The organism is Streptomyces sp. ICC4, assembly GCF_003287915.1.
GTDB classification, from domain to species: Bacteria; Actinomycetota; Actinomycetes; order Streptomycetales; family Streptomycetaceae; genus Streptomyces; species Streptomyces tritrimontium.
The window spans coordinates 8,147,414-8,170,154 of the sequence record NZ_CP030286.1 but is presented as its reverse complement, the minus strand read 5'-3'; the positions used below and the strand labels follow the sequence as shown (position 1 = coordinate 8,170,154).

Annotated in this window: 19 protein-coding genes and 2 pseudogenes; 15 read left to right on the top strand and 6 right to left on the bottom strand. The window is 74.6% G+C overall.

Annotation, left to right across the window (positions count from 1 at the left end; translation table 11 throughout):
• Positions 1 to 351 carry an ATP-binding protein gene (locus DRB89_RS38355; protein ID WP_112463649.1) on the bottom strand — a complete coding sequence of 117 codons (351 nt, stop codon included), beginning with the start codon at positions 349 to 351 and terminating at the stop codon, positions 1 to 3.
• A 280-nt stretch (positions 352 to 631) separates the two neighbouring features.
• Between DRB89_RS38355 and DRB89_RS38350 the strand changes: the two genes are divergently transcribed.
• The 4 genes from DRB89_RS38350 to DRB89_RS38335 all read left to right on the top strand — a co-directional run bounded on the left by DRB89_RS38350 (position 632) and on the right by DRB89_RS38335 (position 6,045).
• Positions 632 to 2,299 (top strand): aminotransferase class I/II-fold pyridoxal phosphate-dependent enzyme, encoded by a 1,668-nt coding sequence (locus DRB89_RS38350; RefSeq protein ID WP_204358178.1) that lies wholly within the window; start codon positions 632 to 634, stop codon positions 2,297 to 2,299.
• A gap of 9 nt (positions 2,300 to 2,308) precedes the next feature.
• Entirely contained in the window at positions 2,309 to 2,974 is a 666-nt protein-coding gene (locus tag DRB89_RS38345; protein WP_112452586.1) for a 4'-phosphopantetheinyl transferase family protein, read from the top strand.
• 146 nt (positions 2,975 to 3,120) lie between these two features.
• Positions 3,121 to 5,607, top strand: coding sequence for a SpoIIE family protein phosphatase (locus DRB89_RS38340; RefSeq protein WP_112454286.1), 2,487 nt, complete (start codon positions 3,121 to 3,123; stop codon positions 5,605 to 5,607).
• A gap of 204 nt (positions 5,608 to 5,811) precedes the next feature.
• Entirely contained in the window at positions 5,812 to 6,045 is a 234-nt protein-coding gene (locus tag DRB89_RS38335) for a helix-turn-helix transcriptional regulator (protein ID WP_112463647.1), read from the top strand.
• Here DRB89_RS38335 and DRB89_RS38330 read toward each other — a convergent pair.
• Positions 6,029 to 6,892 carry a hypothetical protein gene (locus DRB89_RS38330; protein WP_112463646.1) on the bottom strand — a complete coding sequence of 288 codons (864 nt, stop codon included), beginning with the start codon at positions 6,890 to 6,892 and terminating at the stop codon, positions 6,029 to 6,031. The two genes, DRB89_RS38335 and DRB89_RS38330, sit on opposite strands and share 17 nt — an antisense overlap.
• A gap of 86 nt (positions 6,893 to 6,978) precedes the next feature.
• Here DRB89_RS38330 and DRB89_RS38325 point away from each other — a divergent pair, with 86 nt between their 5' ends.
• Together DRB89_RS38325 and DRB89_RS38320 are read left to right on the top strand one after the other, a co-directional pair.
• Complete coding sequence (locus DRB89_RS38325) at positions 6,979 to 9,465, top strand: helicase C-terminal domain-containing protein (protein WP_112452627.1); 2,487 nt, start codon at positions 6,979 to 6,981, stop codon at positions 9,463 to 9,465.
• 129 nt (positions 9,466 to 9,594) lie between these two features.
• Positions 9,595 to 10,191, top strand: a complete 597-nt coding sequence (locus DRB89_RS38320; protein ID WP_112452626.1) for a DUF4291 domain-containing protein — start codon at positions 9,595 to 9,597, stop codon at positions 10,189 to 10,191.
• 1,237 nt (positions 10,192 to 11,428) lie between these two features.
• Here DRB89_RS38320 and DRB89_RS38315 read toward each other — a convergent pair.
• On the bottom strand, positions 11,429 to 12,136 hold the full coding sequence (locus tag DRB89_RS38315; RefSeq protein WP_112463645.1) for a TIGR03084 family metal-binding protein: 708 nt from the start codon (positions 12,134 to 12,136) through the stop codon (positions 11,429 to 11,431).
• A gap of 210 nt (positions 12,137 to 12,346) precedes the next feature.
• Between DRB89_RS38315 and DRB89_RS38310 the strand changes: the two genes are divergently transcribed.
• On the top strand, positions 12,347 to 13,036 hold the full coding sequence (locus tag DRB89_RS38310; protein WP_112452440.1) for an HAD-IA family hydrolase: 690 nt from the start codon (positions 12,347 to 12,349) through the stop codon (positions 13,034 to 13,036).
• A 9-nt stretch (positions 13,037 to 13,045) separates the two neighbouring features.
• Here DRB89_RS38310 and DRB89_RS38305 read toward each other — a convergent pair whose 3' ends face one another.
• Positions 13,046 to 13,591, bottom strand: a complete 546-nt coding sequence (locus DRB89_RS38305; protein ID WP_112452439.1) for a hypothetical protein — start codon at positions 13,589 to 13,591, stop codon at positions 13,046 to 13,048.
• Between the two features lie 83 nt (positions 13,592 to 13,674).
• On the opposite strand from DRB89_RS38305, the gene DRB89_RS38300 reads away from it, so the two are divergent.
• Both DRB89_RS38300 and DRB89_RS38295 read left to right on the top strand, forming a co-directional pair.
• Positions 13,675 to 14,703: a WYL domain-containing protein gene (locus DRB89_RS38300; protein WP_112452438.1), complete on the top strand. Its 1,029-nt coding sequence runs from the start codon at positions 13,675 to 13,677 to the stop codon at positions 14,701 to 14,703.
• A gap of 39 nt (positions 14,704 to 14,742) precedes the next feature.
• Positions 14,743 to 14,979 (top strand): hypothetical protein, encoded by a 237-nt coding sequence (locus DRB89_RS38295; protein WP_162688904.1) that lies wholly within the window; start codon positions 14,743 to 14,745, stop codon positions 14,977 to 14,979.
• Between the two features lie 104 nt (positions 14,980 to 15,083).
• On the opposite strand, the gene DRB89_RS38290 is transcribed toward DRB89_RS38295, so the two are convergent.
• Together DRB89_RS38290 and DRB89_RS38285 are read right to left on the bottom strand one after the other, a co-directional pair.
• A complete protein-coding gene (locus DRB89_RS38290) occupies positions 15,084 to 16,106 on the bottom strand; it encodes an EamA family transporter (RefSeq protein ID WP_112452436.1) in 1,023 nt (340 codons plus the stop codon).
• Positions 16,107 to 16,174: 68 nt separating this feature from the next.
• Positions 16,175 to 16,933, bottom strand: a pseudogene (locus DRB89_RS38285) ((Fe-S)-binding protein); the annotation flags it as partial.
• A gap of 202 nt (positions 16,934 to 17,135) precedes the next feature.
• On the opposite strand from DRB89_RS38285, the gene DRB89_RS38280 reads away from it, so the two are divergent.
• The 6 genes and pseudogenes from DRB89_RS38280 to DRB89_RS38255 all read left to right on the top strand — a co-directional run.
• Positions 17,136 to 18,068, top strand: a complete 933-nt coding sequence (locus tag DRB89_RS38280; protein ID WP_112463644.1) for a segregation/condensation protein A — start codon at positions 17,136 to 17,138, stop codon at positions 18,066 to 18,068.
• Complete coding sequence (gene scpB / locus DRB89_RS38275; protein ID WP_239516582.1) at positions 18,065 to 18,775, top strand: SMC-Scp complex subunit ScpB; 711 nt, start codon at positions 18,065 to 18,067, stop codon at positions 18,773 to 18,775. The genes DRB89_RS38280 and scpB overlap by 4 nt, the downstream gene beginning before the upstream one ends.
• Complete coding sequence (locus DRB89_RS38270; protein WP_112452088.1) at positions 18,775 to 20,313, top strand: pseudouridine synthase; 1,539 nt, start codon at positions 18,775 to 18,777, stop codon at positions 20,311 to 20,313. Before scpB ends, DRB89_RS38270 begins: the two co-directional genes overlap by 1 nt.
• Before the next feature lie 129 nt (positions 20,314 to 20,442).
• Complete coding sequence (pnuC, locus tag DRB89_RS38265; protein WP_112452089.1) at positions 20,443 to 21,051, top strand: nicotinamide riboside transporter PnuC; 609 nt, start codon at positions 20,443 to 20,445, stop codon at positions 21,049 to 21,051.
• Positions 21,048 to 22,199 (top strand): AAA family ATPase, encoded by a 1,152-nt coding sequence (locus tag DRB89_RS38260; protein WP_112452090.1) that lies wholly within the window; start codon positions 21,048 to 21,050, stop codon positions 22,197 to 22,199. The genes pnuC and DRB89_RS38260 overlap by 4 nt, the downstream gene beginning before the upstream one ends.
• A pseudogene (locus tag DRB89_RS38255) lies at positions 22,196 to 22,624 on the top strand (NUDIX hydrolase); the annotation flags it as partial. The gene DRB89_RS38260 and the pseudogene DRB89_RS38255, both read left to right, overlap by 4 nt.
• Positions 22,625 to 22,741 lie beyond the last annotated feature (117 nt).

Sequence of the window (22,741 nt, the reverse complement as noted above, 5' to 3'; positions counted from 1 at the left end):
TCAGCCGAGGGCGGGCAGACCGCCCGGAAGGCCGCCGGGGAGGCCGCCGGGCAGGCCCGCCGGGAGTCCGCCCAGGAGGGCGCCCGCCGAGCCGGTCAGGTCGGCGGGGGCGGCCGGGACGGCCGGGAGGGCCGGGAGGGCCTTGGTGGCGGTGCCCGCGGTCTCCGTGGCGGTCGCGGCGGTGTCGCCCGCGGCGGCGGCCGGCGCGTCCGGTGCGGTGAGCGCGCCCAGCTGCGGCACGGACTCCAGGCCCGCGGCGCTGGCCACGCCGGCCGCACCGACCACGGGAGCTGCCCCGGCTGCGAGGAGCAGCGCGGTACGGGCGATCCGGCGGGTCAGGGGGAGGGACATGTTGCTCCTAAGCGGTAGCGGCTGAGTACGCCGGTACAACCGCTCGTGGGGGGCGGTGAGTTGCGGAGCCGGTGGGTAAAGGATCAGTAACGGATCGTTTAATCGGCTTCCGTGACAACCGCATTGGATGCGCGCCGACCTGCGCTTGTGTGCCCGCACGGGCTCCCGGGCGCGGCATGCGGGTCACCCCCGCACGGGGGATGCTTCGCACGCCCGAGCGGGTGGCCGGGCGGGGAGCACGGCCCCGCTGTCCCCCGCGCCTCCCGCCTGCGAGGAGCCGGTGCCGGCCGGGGACCTCGACGAGGTCACCGAGGCCGTGCTCGGGCACGTGGCCCGGATCAGCGCGTTCCCGGTGGACCGGCTGCGCGCCGACCAGCCGCTGATCGACGAGCTCGGCTTCGACTCGCTGATGCTGACCGATCTCTTCACCTCCCTCAAGCGGCAGTGGCCCCGGTGGAGGTTCGACGAGAGCGCCGCCGACCGGCCGACCGCCGGGAGGATCGCCGCGCTGATCGCGACCGGCTCCGCGGACGCCGCGGACGCGGCCGTCCCCGTACAACGAGACGGCCACGACGGGGCCGCGCACGCCGAGGACGCTCACGGCGACGGAGCCCCGCCCCAGGCGCCGGCCGCTCCCGCCGCCGCCCCGCTGCCCGAGGAGCACACGCGGATCGAGTGCTTCCCGGAGGTCGCCGCCCACGGCGAGCGCATCGCCACCTTCGACCGGACCGGGCTGCGCAACCCGTACTTCCTCGTCCACGAAGGCGGCATGACGGACACGACGGTGATCGACGGCCGGGAACTGCTCTCGTTCTCCGGCTACAACTACCTCGGCATGGCGACGCACCCCCAGGTGAACGAGGCCGCCAAGCGGGCCATCGACGCCTGCGGCACCTCGGCGTCCGCCAGCCGGCTGCTGTCCGGCAGCCGTCCGCTCCATCTGGAGCTCGAAGCCGAACTCGCCGACCTGCTCGGATGCGAGGCCGCGGTCACCCTGGCCAACGGCCACGCCACCAACGTCACCGTGATCGGGCACCTCGTCGGACCCGGGGACCTCGTCATCCACGACTCCCTCGCCCACGACAGCATCCTGCAGGGGTGCAAGCTCTCCGGCGCGACCCGGCGGCCGTTCCCCCACAACGACGCGGCCGCCCTCGACGCCGTCCTCGGACAGGTCCGCCACCAGTACCGGCGGGTGCTCGTCGTCATCGAGGGCGTGTACAGCATGGACGGCGACATCGCCGACCTGCCGGCCCTCATCGAGGTCAAGCACCGGCACGGCGCCCTGCTGATGATCGACGAGGCGCACAGCATCGGAACCATCGGCGCTACGGGGCGCGGCGTCGGCGAGCACTTCGGCATCGACCGCCCGGCCGTCGACCTGTGGTCGGGCACGCTCTCCAAGGCCCTGGCGAGCTGCGGCGGGTACGTCGCCGGGCGCCGCGAGGTCGTGGAGTACCTGCGCTACACCGTCCCGGGCTTCGTCTACAGCGCCGGCATGACCCCGGCCGACACCGCGGCGTCCCTGACCGCCCTGCGCCTGCTGCGTGCCGAACCGCAGCGCGTGGCACGGCTCGCGGAGAACGCCGCCCTGTTCGTCCGCCTCGCCCGCGCTGCGGGCGTCGACATCGGGGACAGCCACGACACGCCGGTCGTCCCGTGCATCGTGGGCGACTCCCTGAAGACCCTGCGGCTCGCGGAGGCCCTGTTCCAGCGGGGCATCAGCGTCAACCCGATCCTCTACCCGGCCGTACCCGAGGAGATGGCCCGGCTGCGCTTCTTCATCACCGCCGACCACACGCCCGAGCAGATCCGCGACGCCGTGGCCGCGCTGGAGCAAGAGCTCGGGCGCCTCGCTGCGGCCGACGCGGGCGACCCGGCCGACGCGGGCGAGGCCCCGGACCCGGCCGATGCCCCGGACCCGGCCGATGCCGCCCGCGCGGCCTGAGGCCCCCCGGTGGACACCGTGTTCCCGCCGATCGCCCCGGGCCGCATCCACCGGTGGGGCGGGGCCGCCCTCATCGTGGCCCGGCGCCCCGGCCTCCCGCCGGGACCGGTCCTGTCTGCGGCCGAACGGCGCGTCATCCGCGGGCTGCCCGCCTGGCGGCAGGCCGAGTGGGCGGCCGGCCGGCTGCTCGCCAAGCGCCTGGTCGCCGAGGTCCGCGCCGCCCCGGAGGACGAGGTGGAGATCCTCCCGCGCGACGACGGCAGCCCGCGCGTCCTCGTCGGCGGCAGCCCGGTGCCCGGCGCGCACCTCTCCATCAGCCACACCGCCGGCCACGTCGCCGCGGCCCTCGCGCCGGAACCGGTCGGAGTGGACCTGTGCGAGAGCGCCTCGGCGGCGGCCGTACGCCGCGCCGCCGACCACATCCTGTCCCCCGGGGAGCTCTCCCTCATCGGTACGGACCGGCCCGACGCCCTGGCCGGTGCCTGGTCGCTGAAGGAAGCCGCGGTGAAGGCCGACCGGAGCGGCGTCTTCGGCGCCGCCCCGCACCGCATCCCGATCCTCGGCCTGCGCCCGCCCCTCCTCGGCGGACGGCGCCGCGCGATGGTGTGGCGGGCGGGGGACGCGGTCCTGGCCCTCGTGCTCACGCCGCCCGGCCGCGCCGCCGGAGCCGCCTGACGCCCCTCCCCGGTCAGGCCCGCCCGGGGAGGCCCGTCACTGCGTTGGTGCTCCCTGCCCCGCCGGATCATGCTGGACAGTGGAACCCCCGGCCGCGCGGGTCCCATGGAGGCGCGCGGGGGACGAGCGAGGGCGAGATGAGCGCGATGGAGCGAATTCCCACCTCTCCTGGTGAGCGGCCGGAGGATACGGGCGCCTCCCCCGAACCGGCGTACACGGCCACGGCGACCGTCAACGAGCAGGGCATCGTCACCGAGTGGAGCGAAGGCGCCGGCCGCCTGCTCGGCTACCCGCCCGCCGAGGCCGTGGGACGGCCCGTCGCCGAGTTCCTCGCCGATGCCGATGCCGATGCCGGCGCAGCCGCCGGCGATCCGGCACGGCGGATCCCTGCCGACCGGGAGAGGTGGAGCGGCACCGTGGCACTTCGGCACCGGGACGGCCACCGACTGGAGCCGAGGCTGCTCGCGCACCGGTGGACGTCCACCAGCGGGACCACCAGGTGGTTCGTGGTGTCCGCCGTGCCGGGCGGACCCGGCACGCCCCTGGACGAACCGCTGAGGGAGTGGGCGTTCGCCCAGTCCACGAGCTTCCTGGCGATCTTCGACGAGGACCTGCGGCTGGTGCTGGCGAACGCCGGGATGAAGCGCGCACTGTCCCTCACCGAGGCCGAGATGCGCGGGCTCCGCCTGCCCGAGATCGCGCCGGACCCCGTGAGCGACGAGACCGAGCGCAAGATGCGCCTGGCCCTGGAGACGGGTGAGCCGCAGAACGTGGACGCCTTCATCCGCCCGGCGGACGCGGGCACGGGCACGGGCGCGGGCACTGAGGGCGGCTGGGTGACCTCGCTCTCCCCCTTGCGGGACCCGGACGGCAGGGTCCGCGCCGTGTGCCTGACCGCCCACGAGCGGACCGCGCCCCAGGCCGGCCGCCGCCAGGTCACGGCCCACGGCACCACCGCCACCGGCGCGGACGCCGCGCGCATCGGCACCACCCAGGACAACGCCCGTACGGCGCAGGAGCTGGCCGATGTCGCCGTCCCCCGGCTGGCCGACTTCGCGGTCGTCGACCTGCTGGAACCCCTCCCGCGCCGCGCCGACCCGGCCGCCGGCCCGGTGACGGGGCCGGTCACCGTGCGGCGTACCGCTGTGCGGTCGGTCCTCGACGCGACCCCGGAGTCCCGGGTCGCGATCGGCGGGACGACCGTCTACCCACCGCTGTCACCCGCCGTCGAATGCCTGGCCGCGGGCCGCGGCGCGGTGTACGAGACGACGGATCCGGCCATCGCCGCATGGGCCGCCCAGGACCCCGGCGCCGCCTGGATCGGCGAGTACGGGACCCGCTCGCTGATGGTGGTGCCGCTGTGCGCGGGCGGCATGACCCTCGGGCTGGCCGTCTTCAGCCGTCATCAGCGCCGGGAGCCCTTCCAGCCGAAGGACCTGTGGCTGGCCGAGGAGCTCGTGGCCAAGGCAGCCGTCAGCATCCGCAACGCACCCCGGCACGTACGGGAGCACACCAGCACGATGACGCTGCAGCGCAGCCTGCTCCCACACACGATGCCCGTGCAGACGGCCCTCGAGATCGCCACCCGCTACCTGCCCGCCGGGGGCGATGCCGGTGTGGGCGGGGACTGGTTCGACGTGATCCCGCTGTCCGGCGCGCGGGTGGCCCTGGTCGTGGGCGATGTGGTCGGCCACGGCATGCGCGCCACCGCGACCATGGGCCGGCTGCGCACCGCGGTGCGCACCCTGGCCGATGTCGACCTGCCGCCCGACGAGCTGCTCACCCACCTCGACGACCTCGTCATCCACCTGTCCGCCGACGAGACCGACCCCGGAGGAGCGGGGGACGCCGCCGGGGGCATCGGCACCACGTGCCTGTACGTGGTCTACGACCCGGTCACCCGGCACTGCACCGTGGCCCGGGCGGGCCACCCGCCGCCCGTGGTCGTCTCTCCGGAGGGCTCCGTGTACCTCCTCGACGTCCCGGCGGGGCCGCCGCTGGGCCTGGGGGGGCTGCCCTTCGAGACCATCGAGGTCGAGCTTCCCGAGTGGAGCATCCTGGCCCTGTACACCGACGGCCTGCTGCAGGCCCGCGACCACGACATCGACGAGGCCCTGGACAACATGTTCACGGCGCTCGCCCGCCCCGCCTCCACCCTGGACGCGGTCTGCGACCGCGTGCTGACGGCTCTGCTGACGCATCCACCCGATGACGACGTCGCCCTGCTCGTCGCCCGTACCCGGGCCCTGCACGCGGACAAGGTCGTCGTCTGGGACGTGCCGTCCGACCCCTCCGTGGTCGGGCAGGCCCGTCGGGACGCCACCGAGCAGCTGGCGGCCTGGGGGCTCGACGACGCCGCTTTCGTCACCGAGCTCGTGGTCAGCGAGCTGGTCACCAACGCCATCCGGTACGGCGAGCCGCCGATCCAGCTGCGGCTGATCCACGAGAACAGCACGCTGATCTGCGAGGTCTCGGACTCGAGCAACACCGCCCCGCACATGCGGCGCGCGCGGATCTTCGACGAGGGAGGGCGCGGCCTGCTGCTGGTCGCGCAGCTCTCGCAGCGCTGGGGCACCCGGCACACCCCCGTGGGCAAGACGATCTGGGCCGAGCAGTCCCTCGTCGGGTTCTGAGGAAGAGCACGGATCCGGCGCGATGGTTCCCGCGGCGCGCGGGCGGACGTCGCCTGTGACACGCCTGTGACAGTCGACGGACACCCCGATGAAGTCCCACCGACAGGCTCTTTAACACGGACATACATCCACATTCCTGGATTTGTCCCCTGCTTCCGAGGGCGTGAGCAGCGACGACCGAGCCGATGTGTCGGAGGAAACCCCATGAGCCTCACACTCGCCACGCCGCACGCCGAAGCCCCCGCCGCCGCCGTACTCGCCCCCCGCGAGCAGGAGGCACTGGGATACATCGCCGCAGGGTGCACCTACGTGCAGACGGCCCGCTCCATGGGACTCTCCAGGCACACGGTCGACGCCTACCTCCGCCGCATCCGGGCCAAGCTGGGCATCAACACCTCGGCGGAACTGGTCCGCATGGCCGTCACCCTGGGGCTGTGACCCCGCCCCCTCTCCCCCTCCCCCAGCGCCCGTCCTGCCGGCCCCACAGCCACACCACCGCTGCGGCGAACACCGCCCCCGGCAGCCCGAAGACGACCCACTTGCGCTCCGCGGGACCCAGCACCCGCGAGGCGTACGCGAGCAGCCAGCCCCCGGCGAGCAGCAGCCACTGGCCGGAGACCGCGCCGGCGACCAGCGCGACGGCGGCGAGCAGCAGGAACGCGTGCGGCTTCGGCCGCGGCCCGGCCGGAGCCTTCCCGGCGGCCTCGTCGGCGGCCTTCGCCTCGGCCTTCGCTTCCGCCCTCGCCCGCCGCCGCTCCTTCAGGAACCGCAGGAGGGTCGGCGGCCCCGCCGGTGCCTCCGGACCGCCCGGGCCGTCCTGCTGGTCCGCGTCCGCGTCCGCGTCCCCGGCGGGCTCCTTCGTCGCCGGCCGCTTGAACAGCTCCGGGATCTCGATCCCGCCCGCGAACCCCTCGACCGAGGACTCCGGCGCGACCCGCCACCAGTCGGGCTCCATCACCTCACCCTTGCCGAGCTCGTCGAGCCCGGCCAGGTGCGGCGGCGCGGCCCCGCGCTGCACCGGCACGGCCGGCGGCGCCTGCCCGGGGTCCGGCGGGCCCGCCGCCGACATCGTGCCGACGACCTCCTCCGGCGTGCCGATCCGCTCCAGGATGCGCCGCACCGCCGCCGGCGTCTCCGGCTCGTACCGCGCCCGCCGCCGGTCGATCTCGTCCCGCAACCCCGACACCAGCCGCATCCGGTCCCCCGACGACAGCTGGCGCCGCTGCGCCAAGTCCCCTACCCGGCTCAGATATTCGTAGACCAGATGGTCGCTCTCGATGCCCACGCCCCGGCTCCTCCCGTCCCGCCTGTTGCGAAGGTAGCGCGTGCGCCCGTGGAGCTGCCGAGGGCACAGCGGATACCGTTGGCCGGATGGGGACCGGCCGACTGACCGGCCGACGCGACCAGGAGGCGACGACCGTGCCTGACCCGAGCACCGCGGGAAGCGCTCCGCGCTCCCTCGCCGAAGCGCTGCGCTCCCGTGACGACGCGGGACTCGCCGCCCTCCTGCACGCCCGCCCGGACCTTTTGAACCCGGTGCCGGGGGACGTCACGCAGCTGGCGACGCGGGCCGGGACCCGGGCCTCCGTGGTGCGCGCGCTGGACCGCCTCGACCGGTTCGCCCTGCAGAGCGCCGAAGCCCTCGCGGTGGCCCCGGAGCCCTGCCCGTACGCCGTGCTGGAGTCGCTGCTCACCGGCGACACCGGGACCACGTCCGCCGCGGACAACGGGGCCCGCGCCGAGCTGCCCCGCGCGCTCGCGACCCTGCGCGAGCAGGCCCTCGTATGGGGCGACGAGCAGCGGCTGCGCCTGGTGCGCACCGCCCGCGAGCTGCTGGCGCCCGCCGCGTCCCGGCCCTCCCCCACCGGGCTCGGCCCGACCGTCGCCGAGGCCACCGCCGGCATGTCCCCGACCCGGATCCAGGAGATCGTGGCGGCCGTCGGGCTGCCCGCGACCCACGACCCGGTCTCCGCGGTGACCGCCCTGACGGGCCTGTTCACGGACCCCGTCCGGATGTCGGCGCTGCTCGACGAGGCTCCGGCCGAGGCCCACCAGGTGCTCGGGCGGCTCGTGTGGGGGCCGCCGTACGGGGAGGTCACCCCCCATCCGGCTCCTCCGGTGCGCTGGCTGCGCGACCGGGGCCTGCTGCTGCCCGCGTCGGCGCGGACGGTACTGCTGCCGCGCGAGGTGGCGCTGCACCTGCGCGGCGGGCTCGCGCACCGGGTGACGGAGCCGCTGGCCCCGGCCGTTCCCGCGCGCCGCGAGCACCGTCCACAGCTTGTGGACGCGAACGCGGCCGGCCAGGCGCTGGCCGCGCTGTCGACGGTCGAGGAGCTGGTGAAGTCCTGGGAGCACACCGGTCCGGCCGTGCTCCGGGCGGGCGGGCTCTCCGTACGGGACCTGAAGCGGGCCGCGGCCTCGCTGGACACCAACGAGCCCTCGGCGGCGTTCTGGATCGAACTGGCCTACGCGGCGGGCCTGCTGGCCAGTGACGGCGAGGCGGACGAGCGGTACGCGCCGACCCCCGCCTTCGACGGCTGGTGCGAACTGCCGCCCGCCGAGCGCTGGCCGGTGCTGGCGGCCGCTTGGCTGGCCGCCACGCGGACGGCCGGCCTGGTCGGCGAACAGGACACGAAGGGCCGCACCCTGTCGGTGCTCGGCCCGGAGCTGGACCGCTCGGCCGCCCCCGAGGTGCGCCGCCGCATCCTGCGCCTGCTCGCCGACCTGCCCGAGGGCGGCTCCCCGGACCCGGCGGCGCTCCTCGCCCGCCTCGCGTGGGAGCGCCCGGTACGCGGTACGAGCGAGCTGCGCGCCCGCCTCGCGCACTGGACGCTGACCGAGGCCGAGATCCTCGGCGTCACCGGCCGGGGCGCGCTCTCCGCGCCCGGCCGCGCCCTGCTGGAGGGCCGCGACCCGGCGCCGCTGCTCGCGCCGCTGCTGCCCGAGCCGGTGGACCACGTACTGCTCCAGGCCGACCTGACGGCGGTGGCCCCGGGACCGCTGCGCCGGCCGCTCGCCGAGGTGCTGGCCGTGCTCGCCGACGTGGAGTCCAAGGGCGGCGCCACGGTGTACCGGTTCACGCCCGGGTCGGTGCGCCGCGCCCTGGACGCCGGCCACACCGCCGTCGACCTGCAGGCGTTCCTCACCGAGCACAGCCGCACCCCGGTACCGCAACCGCTGTCGTACCTGATCGACGACGTGGCCCGGCGCCACGGGCACCTGCGGGTCGGCGCGGCCTCCTCGTACGTGCGCTGCGACGACGACGGCATGCTGAACGAGATCCTGGCCGACAAGCGCTCTTCGGGCCTGGGCCTGCGCCGGCTGGCGCCCACGGTGCTGGCCGCGCAGGCCGAACCGACCGCGCTGCTCGACGGGTTGCGGGCCATGGGGTACGCCCCGGCGGCGGAGTCCCGTACCGGTGACGTCCTCCTCGCGCGGGCCGACGCGCACCGCACGCCCGCGCGCTCGGCACCCGTCCCGGTGCCGGACGGGCCTCCGGTGCCGGACGCGACGCTGCTGGGGGCGGCCGTACGGGCCATCCGCGCGGGCGACATGGCGGCGACGGCGGTCCGCAAGGAGCCGGCCTCCTCCGCCTCCGGCGGGACCGGTGTCCCGGGCGAACTCCCGCGCACCAGCGCGGCGGAGACCCTGGCGACGGTGCAGGCGGCCGCGATGACCGGGTCGGCGGTGTGGATCGGCTACGTCAACGCCGACGGGGCGGCCAGCCAGCGCGTCATCGCCCCGGTGCGGGTGGAGGGCGGCTTCGTCACCGGCTACGACCACACGGCGGACGAGGTGCGGACGTACGCGCTGCACCGGATCACGGGCGTCGCGGAACTGGCGGAGGACCAGGTCTAGCCGCAGGAGCGGGTCCGGCCGCAGGAGCGGGTCCAGCCGCAGGAGCGGGTCCGGCCGCAGGACCAGGTCCGGCCGGGGGCCGGGGAAAATCCCTGGCCCCGGAGGGGGCCGGGTCCGCACCCTGGAGCCATGTCAGACATCCCCCGGCACCAGATCCGGGCCTCCCACACGGCCGACACCCTCACCGTGTACCAGGCGTACGGTCCCCGGTTGGGGCTGCCCGCCGCCCGGGACGGCCGCTTCCCGCCCGAGTGGAAGCGGGAGCGGATGACGTGGGTCAAGCCGTCGTTCCTGTGGATGATGTACCGCTGCGGCTGGGCCGCCAAGGCCGACCAGGAGACCGTCCTGGCCGTCGAGATCACCCGCGCCGGCTTCGACCGGGCGCTGCGCGACGCCTGCCTCTCCCACTACGTCCCGGCCGTGCACCGCGACCAGGCGGCCTGGAAGGAGGCGCTGCGGACCTCCGCCGCCCGCATCCAGTGGGACCCGGAGCGCGACCTGCACCTGAACCCGCTGCCGTACCGATCGCTCCAACTGGGGCTGTCCGGACCGGCCTCGCGGGCGTACGCCGACGAGTGGACGGTCTCGATCCGCGATGTGACCGCGCTGGCCCGGGAGATCCACGGGCTGCTCCGCGCCGGTGATCCGGAGGCGGCACGCGCCCTCCTCCCGGTGGAGACCCCGTATCCGGCGGGGCCGCTGGAGCACTTGATCGCACGGGACTAAACAGGGCGCGATCATTCCGCTATCTCCGCAGGTCAGACGGTGCGTGACGCTCTCAGGGGCCTGTTGCACGGCGGTGACATTCCGACGACGGATTGGAGATGTGGCCTGTGTGAAGATCAGTTCATCGCAGCAGCGACCGGGGGAAAGTAACCGGGCCGCCGGCGAGAACCAAGCTCCACCGGACCGGCGTCGAACCGCCGGCCACCTCGCTCGGCCGCTCCACCTCTGCTCTGCCTCTCGGCCACTCGGCCGCCACTGCCTTTAGCTCTTGATGATTCCTGGGGGAGTCCACCATGTCCGCTCGCACCATCGCCCTCCGCGCCGCCTCCGCCGCCACCGTCGTCGCCGCCATCGCCGGCACCGCCCTGATCCCCGCCACGGCCCACGCCGCCGAAGGCAACCCCAAGGCGCTGAAGACCACGATGAGCGCCCCGGTCCCCAGCGGCCCGCTGACCCGGGGCGGCGCGACGGAGACCTTCGAGCTGACGGTCGCCAACACGACGGACAAGACCTCCTCCTACCACCCCTGGATGCTCCTCGACCCGACCGGCGCCAGCCCCCTCCAGCAGAACGACGTCGTCTACAAGGTCGAAGCGGTCAACGCCCCGGCGACGGAGTACAAGATCCGGCAGCAGGACGGCGAGTGGCAGGGCCACTTCCACCCGGCCGGCAAGAACGGCGGCGAGGGCTTCGAGATCGCGGCCGGCGCGAAGATGACCTGGAAGGTCACCATCGGCCTCGGCGCGAGCTACCCGACCACCAACGGCGACTTCAAGCTGCGCGCCTCCTCCTACGCCAACGAGATCGCCGAGGGCGGCGAGGGCTCCCTGACCTTCAAGACGGGCCCGGAGACCAAGACCGGGAAGCTGGAGTCCTCCTACAAGAACATCGGTGCCTGCAAGGACATCGCCGGGCCCCAGTGCCGGGAGATGGACCTGACCTACCGCCTCACCGGAGACGGCGAGTTCGGCACGGCGCTCAACACCTGGGTGAAGAACGGCTTCGACGGCGTCAAGACCGAACTCCAGCTGGAAGCCCTGGTCGACGGCAAGTGGGAGAACCTGGGCACGCCGGGCGACGAGCACACCTTCAACCTGCCGCAGATCCCGAAGGGCTTCAGCGCGGCCTCCGGCGAGCGCGTCGTGCACCTGCGCGCCCGGCTCGGCGAGTGGACCCAGGTCAAGAAGACCATCGACATCAACCTGCAGACCGAGATCGGCCTGGCCGAGGGCAACACCTACGGCTTCGCGGGCGCCGAGGGCAAGTTCCAGCTCCTGTCCCTTATTCCCATCTGCAGCTGCCGACGAACCAACCTGTGTAGATTCCGGTTCTTCCGGTACCGCTCAACTAACAGGCCGGGGGCGGTCAGCTCGATCCGGAACTGTTCCGCCGGCGCCGCCAGGCGCCGTACCGCGTACGCGTAGTCCCGGGCCCGGACCCCGATCCGTGCCACGTGCCGCAGCCGGTCCGTGGGGACGCGGCGGACGCCGAGCGCGTCGGCGACGTCCTGGCCGTGCGCCCAGGTCTCCATCAGGCGGGCGCTCGCCATCGAGGCGGCCTTCATCGGCGGCCCGTACCAGGGGAACTTCGCCCCGGGCGAGGCCTCGGCGATCGCCTCGTCGAGGGCCGCGCGGCCGGCCCGCCAGCGGGCCAGCAGTTCGGCGGGGGCCAGCGCGGCCCCTTCCTCCGCGCCCGCGTCGACGAAGGTGTCGGGGGCCTTGACGGCCTCCTCGACGAGGCCTGCGAAGGCGGTGGCGTCGGTGAGGGCGAGCAGTGCGGCCCGATCGGTCCAGTGCAGGTGGGCGATCTGGTGGGCGAGGCTCCAGCCGGGCGCGGGCGTGGGCCGCGCCCAGTCGGGGACGGTCAACTCCCCCACCAGGGCATCGAGTTCCCGACCCTCCTCGTGAAGATCGGCGAAGACGGCGACAGCGGACGGATCGGGCACGGGTGCGCTCCCCTTCTCGGCGTGGGGGGAAGCCTGGCAGCCGTCACCGAAACAATCAAGCGTGCTTGCATTATTTGCCGAAGCGTTGCCGAGCCGCGCGGACGCCTCCCAACTGGGCTGCCGGACCGGCAGTTTGGGGTGCCGGGCGTTCCGTCGCTCCCGGCGTACGGGGCTTGCGCGCGCCCCGCTCCCGCGGCGAGGATCGGCGCCATGATCAAGGGCGTGATGTTCGACTTCTCCGGCACCCTGTTCCGCATCGAGCCCACCGGGGACTGGCTGCGCGCGGTGGTGGCGCAGACCGGGCGCGACCTGTCCGAGGCCGAACTCACCGACTGCGCGGCCCGCCTCGAGGAGGCCGGCGCCCTGCCCGGAGGGGCGAACCCGCGCCGGCTGCCGCCCCGGCTAGAGCGGCTGTGGCGCGAGCGCGACCTGAGCTCCGCCAACCACCACGCCGCCTACACCGCCCTCATCCTGGAGGCGGCGCTGCCCGTGCCGGAGCTGGCCGGCGCCCTGTACGCCCGGCACCGCACCCCTGCGGCCTGGCGGCCCTACCCGGACACCGCGGCCACGCTCGGCGCCCTGCGCGAGCGGGGCGTCCCGGTCGTCATCGTCAGCAACATCGGCTGGGACCTGCGGCCCGTCTTCCGCGCCCACGGCCTGCACCACCTCGTCGACGGCTACCTGCTCTCCTTCGAGCACGGGGTGCAGAAGCCCGATCCCCGGCTCTTCCGGGCCGCCTGCGCAGCGCTCGGGCAGGCGCCCGCCGACGTGCTCATGGTCGGTGACGACGAGGTCGCGGACGGCGGGGCCGCCGCCCTGGGCTGCCGGGTCGAACTGGTCCGCCACCTCCCGGTCGACCAGCGGCCGGACGGGCTGTCCACGGTGCTCGGCCTGCTCTGAGCGGCCGGCTCACTCGCCGACGGCGGAGTCGGAGTCGGGTCGCGGGGTGCGGCGGGTGAAGTCCATCGTCCAGTTGAGGATCCAGCTCCCGCCCCGGTCGGCGGAGAAGTACTGCTCCCAGCGCGGACTGTCCGTCCGCGTCCCCGACCACACGAACCGCACCAGGACCGGCGTGTCCCCGTGGCTGTCCTCGCCCTCGAAGACCCCCCGGCCCGTGCCCGCGCCCTCCTCGAACCGGCCGACGACGGCCGGGAAGAGCGTCCCGGTCCGGGCGCTCGCCCAGTTCAGGGTCCACCGGCCGCGCTCGTGGTCGTAGAGCCGCAGGGTCAGTCCGGCCGCCCCCTTCGTCGGGAACTCGATCTCGTCGAAGTTCGCCGCGCCGCCGAAGTGGCGGGTGGCCCGGGAGGTCCCCGGGAACTCCTCCCATCCACTGTCCGGGTCCAGGCCGTCGGCGAGCCGGCGGTTGGCCACGTCCCAGGTGCCGACGAGGAAGCCGAAGTCGTCGTTGCCGTTGCCGATGCCGTTGCCGATGCCGTTGCCGTTGCCGTTGCCCATGCGCGTTCTCCCCTGGCCGTTCCGGTGCTGTTGGGGGCAACCGTAGGAGCGGTCTGCTGACATCATGTGTCAGTGGAGTGCACATGAAGGCCGCCCGATTGCTCTCGATCCTGCTCCTCCTCCAGACCAGAGGCCGGATGACCGCCGCCGAGCTCGCCGAGGAGCTGGAGGTGTCCGTCCGTACGGTCTACCGCGACGCGGAGGCGCTGTCCGCCTCCGGTGTTCCGCTGTACGGCGACGCCGGACACAGTGGCGGCTACCAGCTCCTCGACGGCTACCGCACCCGCCTCACCGGCCTGGCCCCGGGCGAGGCCGAGGCGCTCTTCCTCACCTCGATGCCCGGACCGGCCGCCGAACTCGGCCTCGGCCGGGCCCTGTCCGCCGCCCAGCTGAAACTGCGCGCCGCCCTGCCCGCGGAGCTGCGCGCGCAGGCCGACCGGATGCGGCTGCGGTTCCACCTGGACGCGCCCGGCTGGTACGCGGAGCACGAGGAGACCCCGTACCTGGGGCAGATCGCCGACGCGGTGTGGCGGGGGCGGGTGATCGAGGTCCGCTACCGGCGGTGGAAGGCGCCCCACGAGGTGGACCGGCGGCTCGCCCCGTACGGGCTGGTCCTCAAGGCGGGGCGCTGGTACTTGGTCGCCGGCCCGGCGGAGCCCTCGGCGGACCCCGCCGGCGGGAAGCCGGCCGGGCCGTACACCTACCGGGTGGACCAGGTCCTCGGGGTGCGGGAGACCGGCGAGGAGTGCGTGCTCCCGGACGGCTTCGAGCTGGCCGCACACTGGCGGCGCACCCAGGCGGAGTTCCACGAGCGGCTGCACCCGGAGGAAGCGGAGGTACGGGTGTCCGCGCGCGGAGCGGCCCGGCTGACCGGCGCCCAGGCCAGGGCCCTGGCGGCCGCCGGGACCCCGGATCCCGAGCTGCCCGGGTGGACGCGGGCGGTGCTGCCGATCGAGTCACAGGCGCACGCGGAGTCGCAGTTCCTGGAGCTGGGGGCGGAGGCGGAGGTGCTCGCCCCGCGGGCGCTGCGGGAGCGGATCGGAGCGGTGGCCGCCGCGATGGCGGCCCGGTACGGGACCGGGACGGCTGCCGCTCCGGGCCATGCCGGCTGAGGTCTTCCCTCCGCCCCGCACGGCTGGGATGCTCCGCGCATGACAACTCCTCGGATGTACTTCGCCGCCGCGGCGATGAGCACCCTCGCGCTCGGTGTGACCGTGGCGAGCGGCTGGAGCCAGGACCGGCCGGACGCGGATTCCGGCGGCGCCGGCGTCGGCTCCTCGCTCTCCGCCTGGTCCGCGGACTGGCCGACGGGGTTCCACGTCGAGGCGAACGTCCAGCACGCGGACGTCGTGGTGCTGCGGACCGACAGCGACGTCATCTGGAGCTGACCCGGAGCTCCCGCCGGGTCGCCGACCGGCGACGACGGCCGGTGACGACGACGGCCGGATCAGCGGCGGCCGGGTCAGCGGCGGCCGGGTCGGCGGTGGCCGGGTCAGGCCTGCGGTTTCAGCGGCCGCGGGCGCCGGCGGGTCTGGGAGCGGACCGCGCCCATGCTCGCCGCGATGACCAGCGCGATCGCCGCCGCGTCCAGCGGCGACAGCGCCTGGTTGAGCACCAGGAAGCCCGCCGTCGCGGCGATCGCGGGCTCCAGGCTCATCAGGATCGCGAAGGTGGGCGCCGGGAGCCGGCGCAGGGCGAGCAGTTCCAGCGTGTAGGGCAGGACCGAGGACAGCACCGCCACGCCGAGCCCGAGGGCCAGCGTGCTGGGGAGCAGGAGCGCCGAGCCCGCCTCGATCACGCCGAGGGGCAGCGAGAGCACGGCCGCCACGGCCATCGCCAGCGCCAGGCCGTCGGCCTGCGGGAACCGCCGGCCGGTCCGCGCGTTGAAGACGATGTACGCCGCCCACATGCCGCCGGCGCCGAGCGCGTACGCCGCGCCCAGCGGGTCGAGTCCGCCGAAGCCGCCTCCGCCGTGGGTGGAGAGCAGGACCACGCCGGCCAGCGCCAGCCCGGCCCACAGCAGGTTCATCAGGCGGCGGGAGACCGCGACGGACAGCACCAGCGGGCCCAGCACCTCCAGGGTGACGGCGGGACCCAGCGGGATGCGGTCGATGGCCTGGTAGAAGAGGCCGTTCATGCCGGCCATGGTCACGCCGAACCACACCACGGTCATCCAGTCGGCACGGGAGTGCCCGCGCAGCTTGGGCCGACAGAGGAGCAGCAGCACCAGCGCGGCGGCCGCGAGCCGCAGCGTGACCACGCCCGCCGCGCCCGTCCTCGGCATGATCATGACCGCGATGGCGGCCCCGAACTGCACCGAGACGCCCGCGCTGACCACGAGGGCGACGGGCCCGAAGCGCGCCCGGAAGGAGCCGTCGGCGGCGGGATCCACGGGGGCCGCGGGGGCCGCGGGGGCGGATGCGGGAGCCGCGGAAGCGGGAACCGGGGCGGGAACCGAGGCGCTGACGGGCGCGGTCGTGGGCGGAGAGGCGGGGGCGGAGCTGGGTACGGCCATCTCTCCAGACTAGGGCGTGCGTAAGGAGCATGCCTGCGTGTTTTGCCTTACATCCCGTGACGCCCGGGCTACGGCGCCTCCGGCACGGCCTCGGCCTCCGACTCCGACTCCGACTCCGACTCCGACTCCGGCTCCGGCTCCGCCAGCGCCTCCGCCAGGACCTCCGCGAGGTGGCGGGCCCGGCCGCCGGACAGCTGCGCGATCTGGGTCCGGCAGGAAAAGCCGTCGGCCAGCACCTCGGTACCCGGCGCGGCCGCGCGCAGCGACGGCAGGAGCTGCTCCTCGGCGCAGGCCAGGGAGACCTCGTGGTGGCCCGGTTCGAAGCCGAAGTTCCCCGCGAGGCCGCAGCAGCCGCCGCTGAGGTCGCCCGTGAGGCCCGCGCGTTCGCGGAGCCGTCGGTCGGGGGCGTCGCCGAGGACGGCGTGCTGGTGGCAGTGGGTCTGGCCGGCGACCGGCCGGTCGAGGCGGGGCGGGCTCCAGTGCGGGGCGTACTCCTCCAGGGTCTCGGCGAAGGTGCGTACGGCCGCGGCGAGGCGGTGCGCGCGGGGGTCGTCCGGGAGGAGGGCGGGCAGGTCGGTGCGGAGCGCCGCCGCGCAGCTCGGTTCGAGAACGGTGACGGGCCCCTGCCGGTCGCCCACGGCGTCCAGGGTGCGGCGCAGGACCTTGCGGGCGCGGTCGAGGCGGCCGGTGGAGACGTAGGTCAGCGCGCAGCAGACGGGGGCGGCGGGCAGCGTGACCTCCAGTCCGGCGGCGCGCAGCACGCGTACGGCGGCGTGGCCGGTCTCGGGGGCGAGGTGCTCCGTGAAGGTGTCGGGCCAGAGCGTCACGGCAACCGCCGGCGCGGGCCCCGGCGCGGGCGCGGACTCAGGCGCGGCCCCCGGCGCGGGCGCGGACTCAGGCGCGGGCACGGCCCCCGGCGCGGCCTCGGGCACGGCCTCGGGCACGGCCCCGGGCACGGCCCCCGGCCTGTCTCTTATACCCATATGATCAGATGGGTAGAAGGGACAGCCCTGTGCCCCGCCCGCGGCCGTGGCGGCCCCGGAGGGCGCCGCAGGCCCCGTACCGCCCCAGGAGCCGCTCGAGCCGCCCCGGGGGCCCTCCGGGGCGTCCGGGGAGCCCGCAGGGGCTCCGGGCGGCTCCGGGCGGGCCGCGGCGGCCGGCGCGGGCGACGGGCGGTTCACGCTGCGGCTGGCGAACTTCGAGGGCCCCTTCGACCTGCTCCTGCAGTTGATCTCCCGGCACAAGCTCGACGTCACCGAGGTCGCCCTGTCGCAGGTCACCGACGAGTTCATGGCGCACATCCGTTCCATGGGACCCGACTGGGACCTCGACCAGACGACCGAGTTCCTCGTCGTCGCCGCGACCCTGCTCGACCTGAAGACCGCCCGGCTGCTGCCCGTCGCCGAGGTGGAGGACGAGGCCGACCTCGCGCTGCTGGAAGCCAGGGACCTGCTCTTCGCGCGGCTGCTCCAGTACCGGGCGTACAAGCGGATCGCCGAGATCTTCCGGGACCGGGCCGAAACCGAGGGGAAGCGCTACCCGCGCACCGTCGGCCTGGACGCCCGCCTGGCCGAGCTGCTGCCCGAGGTGGTCATCGGCATCGGCGGCGACGGGCTGGCGAGGCTCGCGGTCAAGGCCATGCAGCCCAGGGCGAAGCCCCAGGTGTACGTGGACCACATCCACGCCCCGCTCGTCAGCGTCCGGGAGCAGGCCGGACTGGTCGTGGCCCTGCTCAAGGCACGCGGCGAGGCCACCTTCCAGGAGCTCACCGAGGACGCCGCCGACACCCTCACCGTCGTGGCGCGCTTCCTGGCCCTCCTGGAGCTCTACCGGGAGAAGGCGGTGGTCCTGGACCAGGAGGAGGCCCTGCGGACGCTCACCGTGCGCTGGAGCGGCGGGGACGGGGACGGCATGCCGAGGGTGACGGACGAGTTCGACCGGATCGTGGAGGTCAAGGAATGAGCGGGCCGCGGGCAGAGGAGCAGCAGACACCGGCGGAGGCACCGGCACCGGCAGCGTCGGAGGCCCCGGCACCGGGGCAGTCGCAGGCGCCGCGGGTGGCCGGGCTGGACCTGAAGCCGGCGCTGGAGGCCGTCCTCATGGTGGTGGACGAGCCGGCGACGGAGGCGCACCTCGCCAAGGTGCTGGAGCGGAGCCCCGGGGAGGTCGCGGTCGCGCTGCGCGAGCTCGCGGACGAGTACGGCGTACAGGGCCGCGGATTCGAATTGCGGCTCGTCGCCGGGGGCTGGCGCTTCTACAGCCGGGCGGACTTCGCGCCGGCGGTCGAGGCCTTCGTGCTGGACGGCCAGCAGGCCCGCCTCACCCAGGCGGCGCTGGAGACGATGGCCGTCGTGGCGTACCGCCAGCCGGTCAGCCGGTCGAGGGTTTCGGCGGTCCGCGGAGTCAACTGCGACGGGGTCATGCGCACCCTCCTCCAGCGGGGTCTGGTGGAGGAGGCGGGGACGGAACCCGAAACAGGTGCGATCCTGTACAGGACGACGAACTACTTTCTGGAGCGGATGGGCCTGCGCGGCCTGGACGAGCTCCCGGAGCTCGCGCCCTTCCTCCCCGAGGCGGACGCGATCGAAGCCGAGACGCAAGAGGGTGTTCCGTCGTTCGATCCGGACTCTCCGGATACCGATGAAGACGACAAGACGACGGAACTTTGATGCGAAGCAGCGGCAACGGCAACGGTGGCGGCAACAGGAACAGCAGCGGCGGTGGCGGCGGCGGGCGAGGTAATCCCCGCGGCGGCAGCTCCAGCGGCGGCGGTGGTGGCTACCGCGGTGGCGGCTCCGGCGGTGGCAGCGGCTCCGGCGGCGGCTACCGCGGTGGCGGCCAGGGCGGCTCGGGCTCCGGCTCGGGCGGCGGACGCGGCGGCAGCTCCGGCGGCTCCGGCGGCGGCGGTGGCTACCGCGGCGCCGGCTCGGGCGGCGGCAGCTCCAGCGGCGGCTACCGCAGCGGCTCCGGCGGCTCCGGCTCCGGCGGCGGCTACCGCTCCGGCGGGTCCGGCTCCGGCGGCTCCGGCGGCTCCGGCGGCGGCTACCGCTCCGGCGGCTCCGGCGGCGGCTACCAGGGTGGCGGCCAGGGTGGCGGCTATCAGGGCGGCGGCTCCGACCGTGACCGCGAGCCCGAGCCCCGCATCCGCAACCCCCGCCCCGAGGAGCGTCGCTACGACGTGGGCCCCGAGGGCGAGCGCAACGGCCGCGGCGGTGCCAAGGCCGGCGGCGGCGGTGCCCGCGGCGCGGCCGACGGCAACCGCGGTGGCGGTGCGCGCGGCGCGTCGGCCCGCGGTGGCGCCAAGGGCGGCCCGAAGACCTCCAGGACCCCCGGCATCGGCGGCGCGGGCGGCCCGCGCATCGGCCCCGGCAGCCGCAGCGGCCAGTCCAAGCCGCGCGAGCTGGAGGCGCGGATCGAGGAGCGCGTGCGCGACCGGTACGCCGACAAGCCCGTGATCAAGACCCCGAAGACCTTCCCGGGCGCCGAGGAGGAGGGGGAGCGCCTGCAGAAGGTGCTCGCCCGTGCCGGCATGGGTTCGCGCCGTGCGTGCGAGGAGCTCATCGAGCAGGCCCGCGTCGAGGTCAACGGCGAGATCGTGCTGGAGCAGGGCAAGCGCGTGAAGCCCTCGGACGAGATCAAGGTGGACGGCCTGACCGTCTCCACCCAGTCGCACCTGTTCTTCGCGCTGAACAAGCCGGCCGGCGTCGTCTCCACCATGGAGGACCCGGACGGCCGCCAGTGCCTCGGCGACTACGTCACCAACCGTGAGACGCGTCTCTTCCACGTCGGCCGGCTCGACACCGAGACCGAGGGCATCATCCTCCTCACCAACCACGGTGAGCTGGCCCACCGCCTCACGCACCCGAAGTACGGCGTGAAGAAGACCTACGTCGCCGCCATCACCGGGCCGCTGCCGCGCGACATCGGCAAGCGCCTCAAGGACGGCATCGAGCTGGAGGACGGGTACGCCCGCGCCGACCACTTCCGCGTCGTCGACCAGCTCGGCAAGAACTACCTGGTCGAGGTGACCCTCCACGAGGGCCGCAAGCACATCGTCCGCCGCATGCTGTCCGAGGCCGGCTTCCCGGTCGAGAAGCTCGTGCGGACCTCCTTCGGCCCGATCGAGCTGGGCGACCAGAAGTCCGGCTGGCTGCGCCGCCTGACCAACACCGAGGTCGGCATGCTCATGAAGGAGGTCGGTCTGTAAAGACCGGCTGCCCCTCCCGTACGACCGAAGAACCCGCGGTGCCCTTGGGCGCCGCGGGTTCTTCGCGCTTGTGCCGCCCCCGGATCTTCTTTATAGTCAACCTGACTATAAAGAAAGCGGGGGGTTGCCATGGGGTGGCACACGAGCTGGACCGAGATCCTCGGATTCGCCACAGGAGCCGTCTGCGTCTGGCTGGTCGCCCGGCAGCACGTCGCCAACTGGCCGATCGGCATCGCCAACAACGTCTTCTTCATCGTGCTCTTCGCGCAGGCGGGCCTCTACGCCGATGCCGGGCTGCAGATCGTCTTCATCGCCCTCGCCGCGTACGGCTGGTGGTCCTGGACCCACGGGGGTGGACCAGGAACCGCCGGGGCCCTGCCGGTGCGCCGTACGACGGGCGCCGAGTGGGCCGTGCTGGGCGCGGCGGGGGCGGTGGGGGTGCTCGGCCTGACGCTCCTGCTGAGCCGGGCCACCGACTCCACCGTCCCGTTCTGGGACGCCGTCACCACCGGGCTCTCGCTCATGGCCACGTACGGGCAGTGCCGCAAGCTCGTCGAGTCCTGGTGGCTGTGGATCGCCGCGGACCTGGTCTACATCCCCCTGTACGCCTACAAGGGGCTCTACCTCACCTCCCTGCTCTACACCGTCTTCCTCGCCCTGTGCGTGGGCGGACTGCTCGGCTGGCAGCGGGCGCTCACCGCGCGCGGTGCCGGCCGGGCCCTGGAGGCGACGGCGTGAGGCGCCACGGCGGGAAGGCCTACGCGCACGGCCTGGTGCTCGGCAAGTTCTATCCGCCGCACGCCGGCCACCACCACCTGGTGCGCACCGCCCAGGACCAGTGCGAGCGGCTGACCGTGCTGGTGTGCGCCTCCTCGGTGGAGTCGGTGCCGCTCGCCGACCGGGTCGCCTGGATGCGCGAGGCGCACCCCGGTGCCGATGTCGTGGGCGCGGTCGACGACATCCCGGTCGACCTGCACGACCCGGAGGTCTGGGAGGCCCACATGGCGATCTTCCGCGGCGCGGTGGGCCGCAGGGTCGACGCCGTCTTCACCTCGGAGGAGTACGGGAGCGAGCTCGCCCGGCGGTTCGGGGCCGAGGCGGTCTGCGTCGACCGGGAGCGCACCCTCTTCCCGGTGTCCGGGACGGCGGTACGGGCGGACCCGGTCGGGAACTGGGAGTTCCTGGGGCCGGCCGTACGGGCCGCGCTGACCCGGCGGATCGTCGTGCTCGGGGCCGAGTCCACCGGGACGACGACGCTGTCGCGGGCGCTGGCGGCCCACTGGCGGCGCCGGGGCGGGGTGTGGAGCACGACGGGCTGGGTCGCGGAGTACGGCCGGCGCTACAGCGAGGAGCGGCTCGCCGCGGCGCGCGCGGCGGACCCGGCGGCGACCTGGGCCGATGTGGCCTTCACCTCGGAGGAGTTCCCGGTGATCGCACGGCGGCAGGACGCGGAGGAGGAGCGGGCGGCCCGGCTGGGATCGCCGGTGCTCTTCTGCGACACCGACTCCTTCGCCACCGGCATCTGGCACGAGCGGTACACCGGCGGGCGCAGCGAGGAGGTCGAGCGGATCGCCGCGGGCACGCACCGGGACCTGTACGTGCTCACCGACCACGCGGACGTGCCCTTCGAGGACGACGGGCTGCGCGACGGACCGCAGCTGAGGCCGTGGATGACCGGCCGGTTCCGGGAGGAGCTGGAGCGGACCGGCAGGCGCTTCCTGGTGGTGCGCGGGGACCGGGAGGCGCGGCTGGCCGCGGCCGCGGCGGCCGTGGACGAACTGCTCGCGGAGGGCCGGCACTTCGCGGACCCGCTGCCGGAGCGGGTACGGGTACGGGATCCGCTGCCGGGGCAGGCGCGCGGCCGGGCACGGGAGCGGAGCCGATGAGCCGTGACACCGGCACCGGTGAGGACGCCGGCGGCGGCCGCGGTGGCGGCGCCGCGGGCGGCTACGACCCGTACGCCTTCGAGCCGTTCGCGGTGACCGTCGACCTCGCCGTCTTCACCGTCCGCGGCGGCACCCTGCACGTGCTGCTGATCCGGCGCGGGCAGGAACCGTACGCGGGCGCCTGGGCGCTCCCCGGCGGCTTCGTGCTGCCCCGGGAATCCGCCGAGAGCGCCGCCCGCCGCGAACTGGCCGAGGAGACCGGCCTGGCGGCCGGCCTGGTCGACGCCCTGCACCTGGACCAGCTGCGCACCTACAGCGAACCGGACCGGGACCCCCGGATGCGGGTCGTCTCGGTGGCCTTCACCGCGCTCGTCCCCGACCTGCCCGAACCGGCGGCCGGGGGCGGCGGGGACGCCGACCGGGCCCTGTCTCCTATACCAAACGGACGCCGCTGACGAAGCGACACGTGGACCTACTCGGGGACCGGGCGTAGGAGGATGGGGCCAGGGGGGCCGGTCGTCGGGCCCGTGGAACCGTGTCGG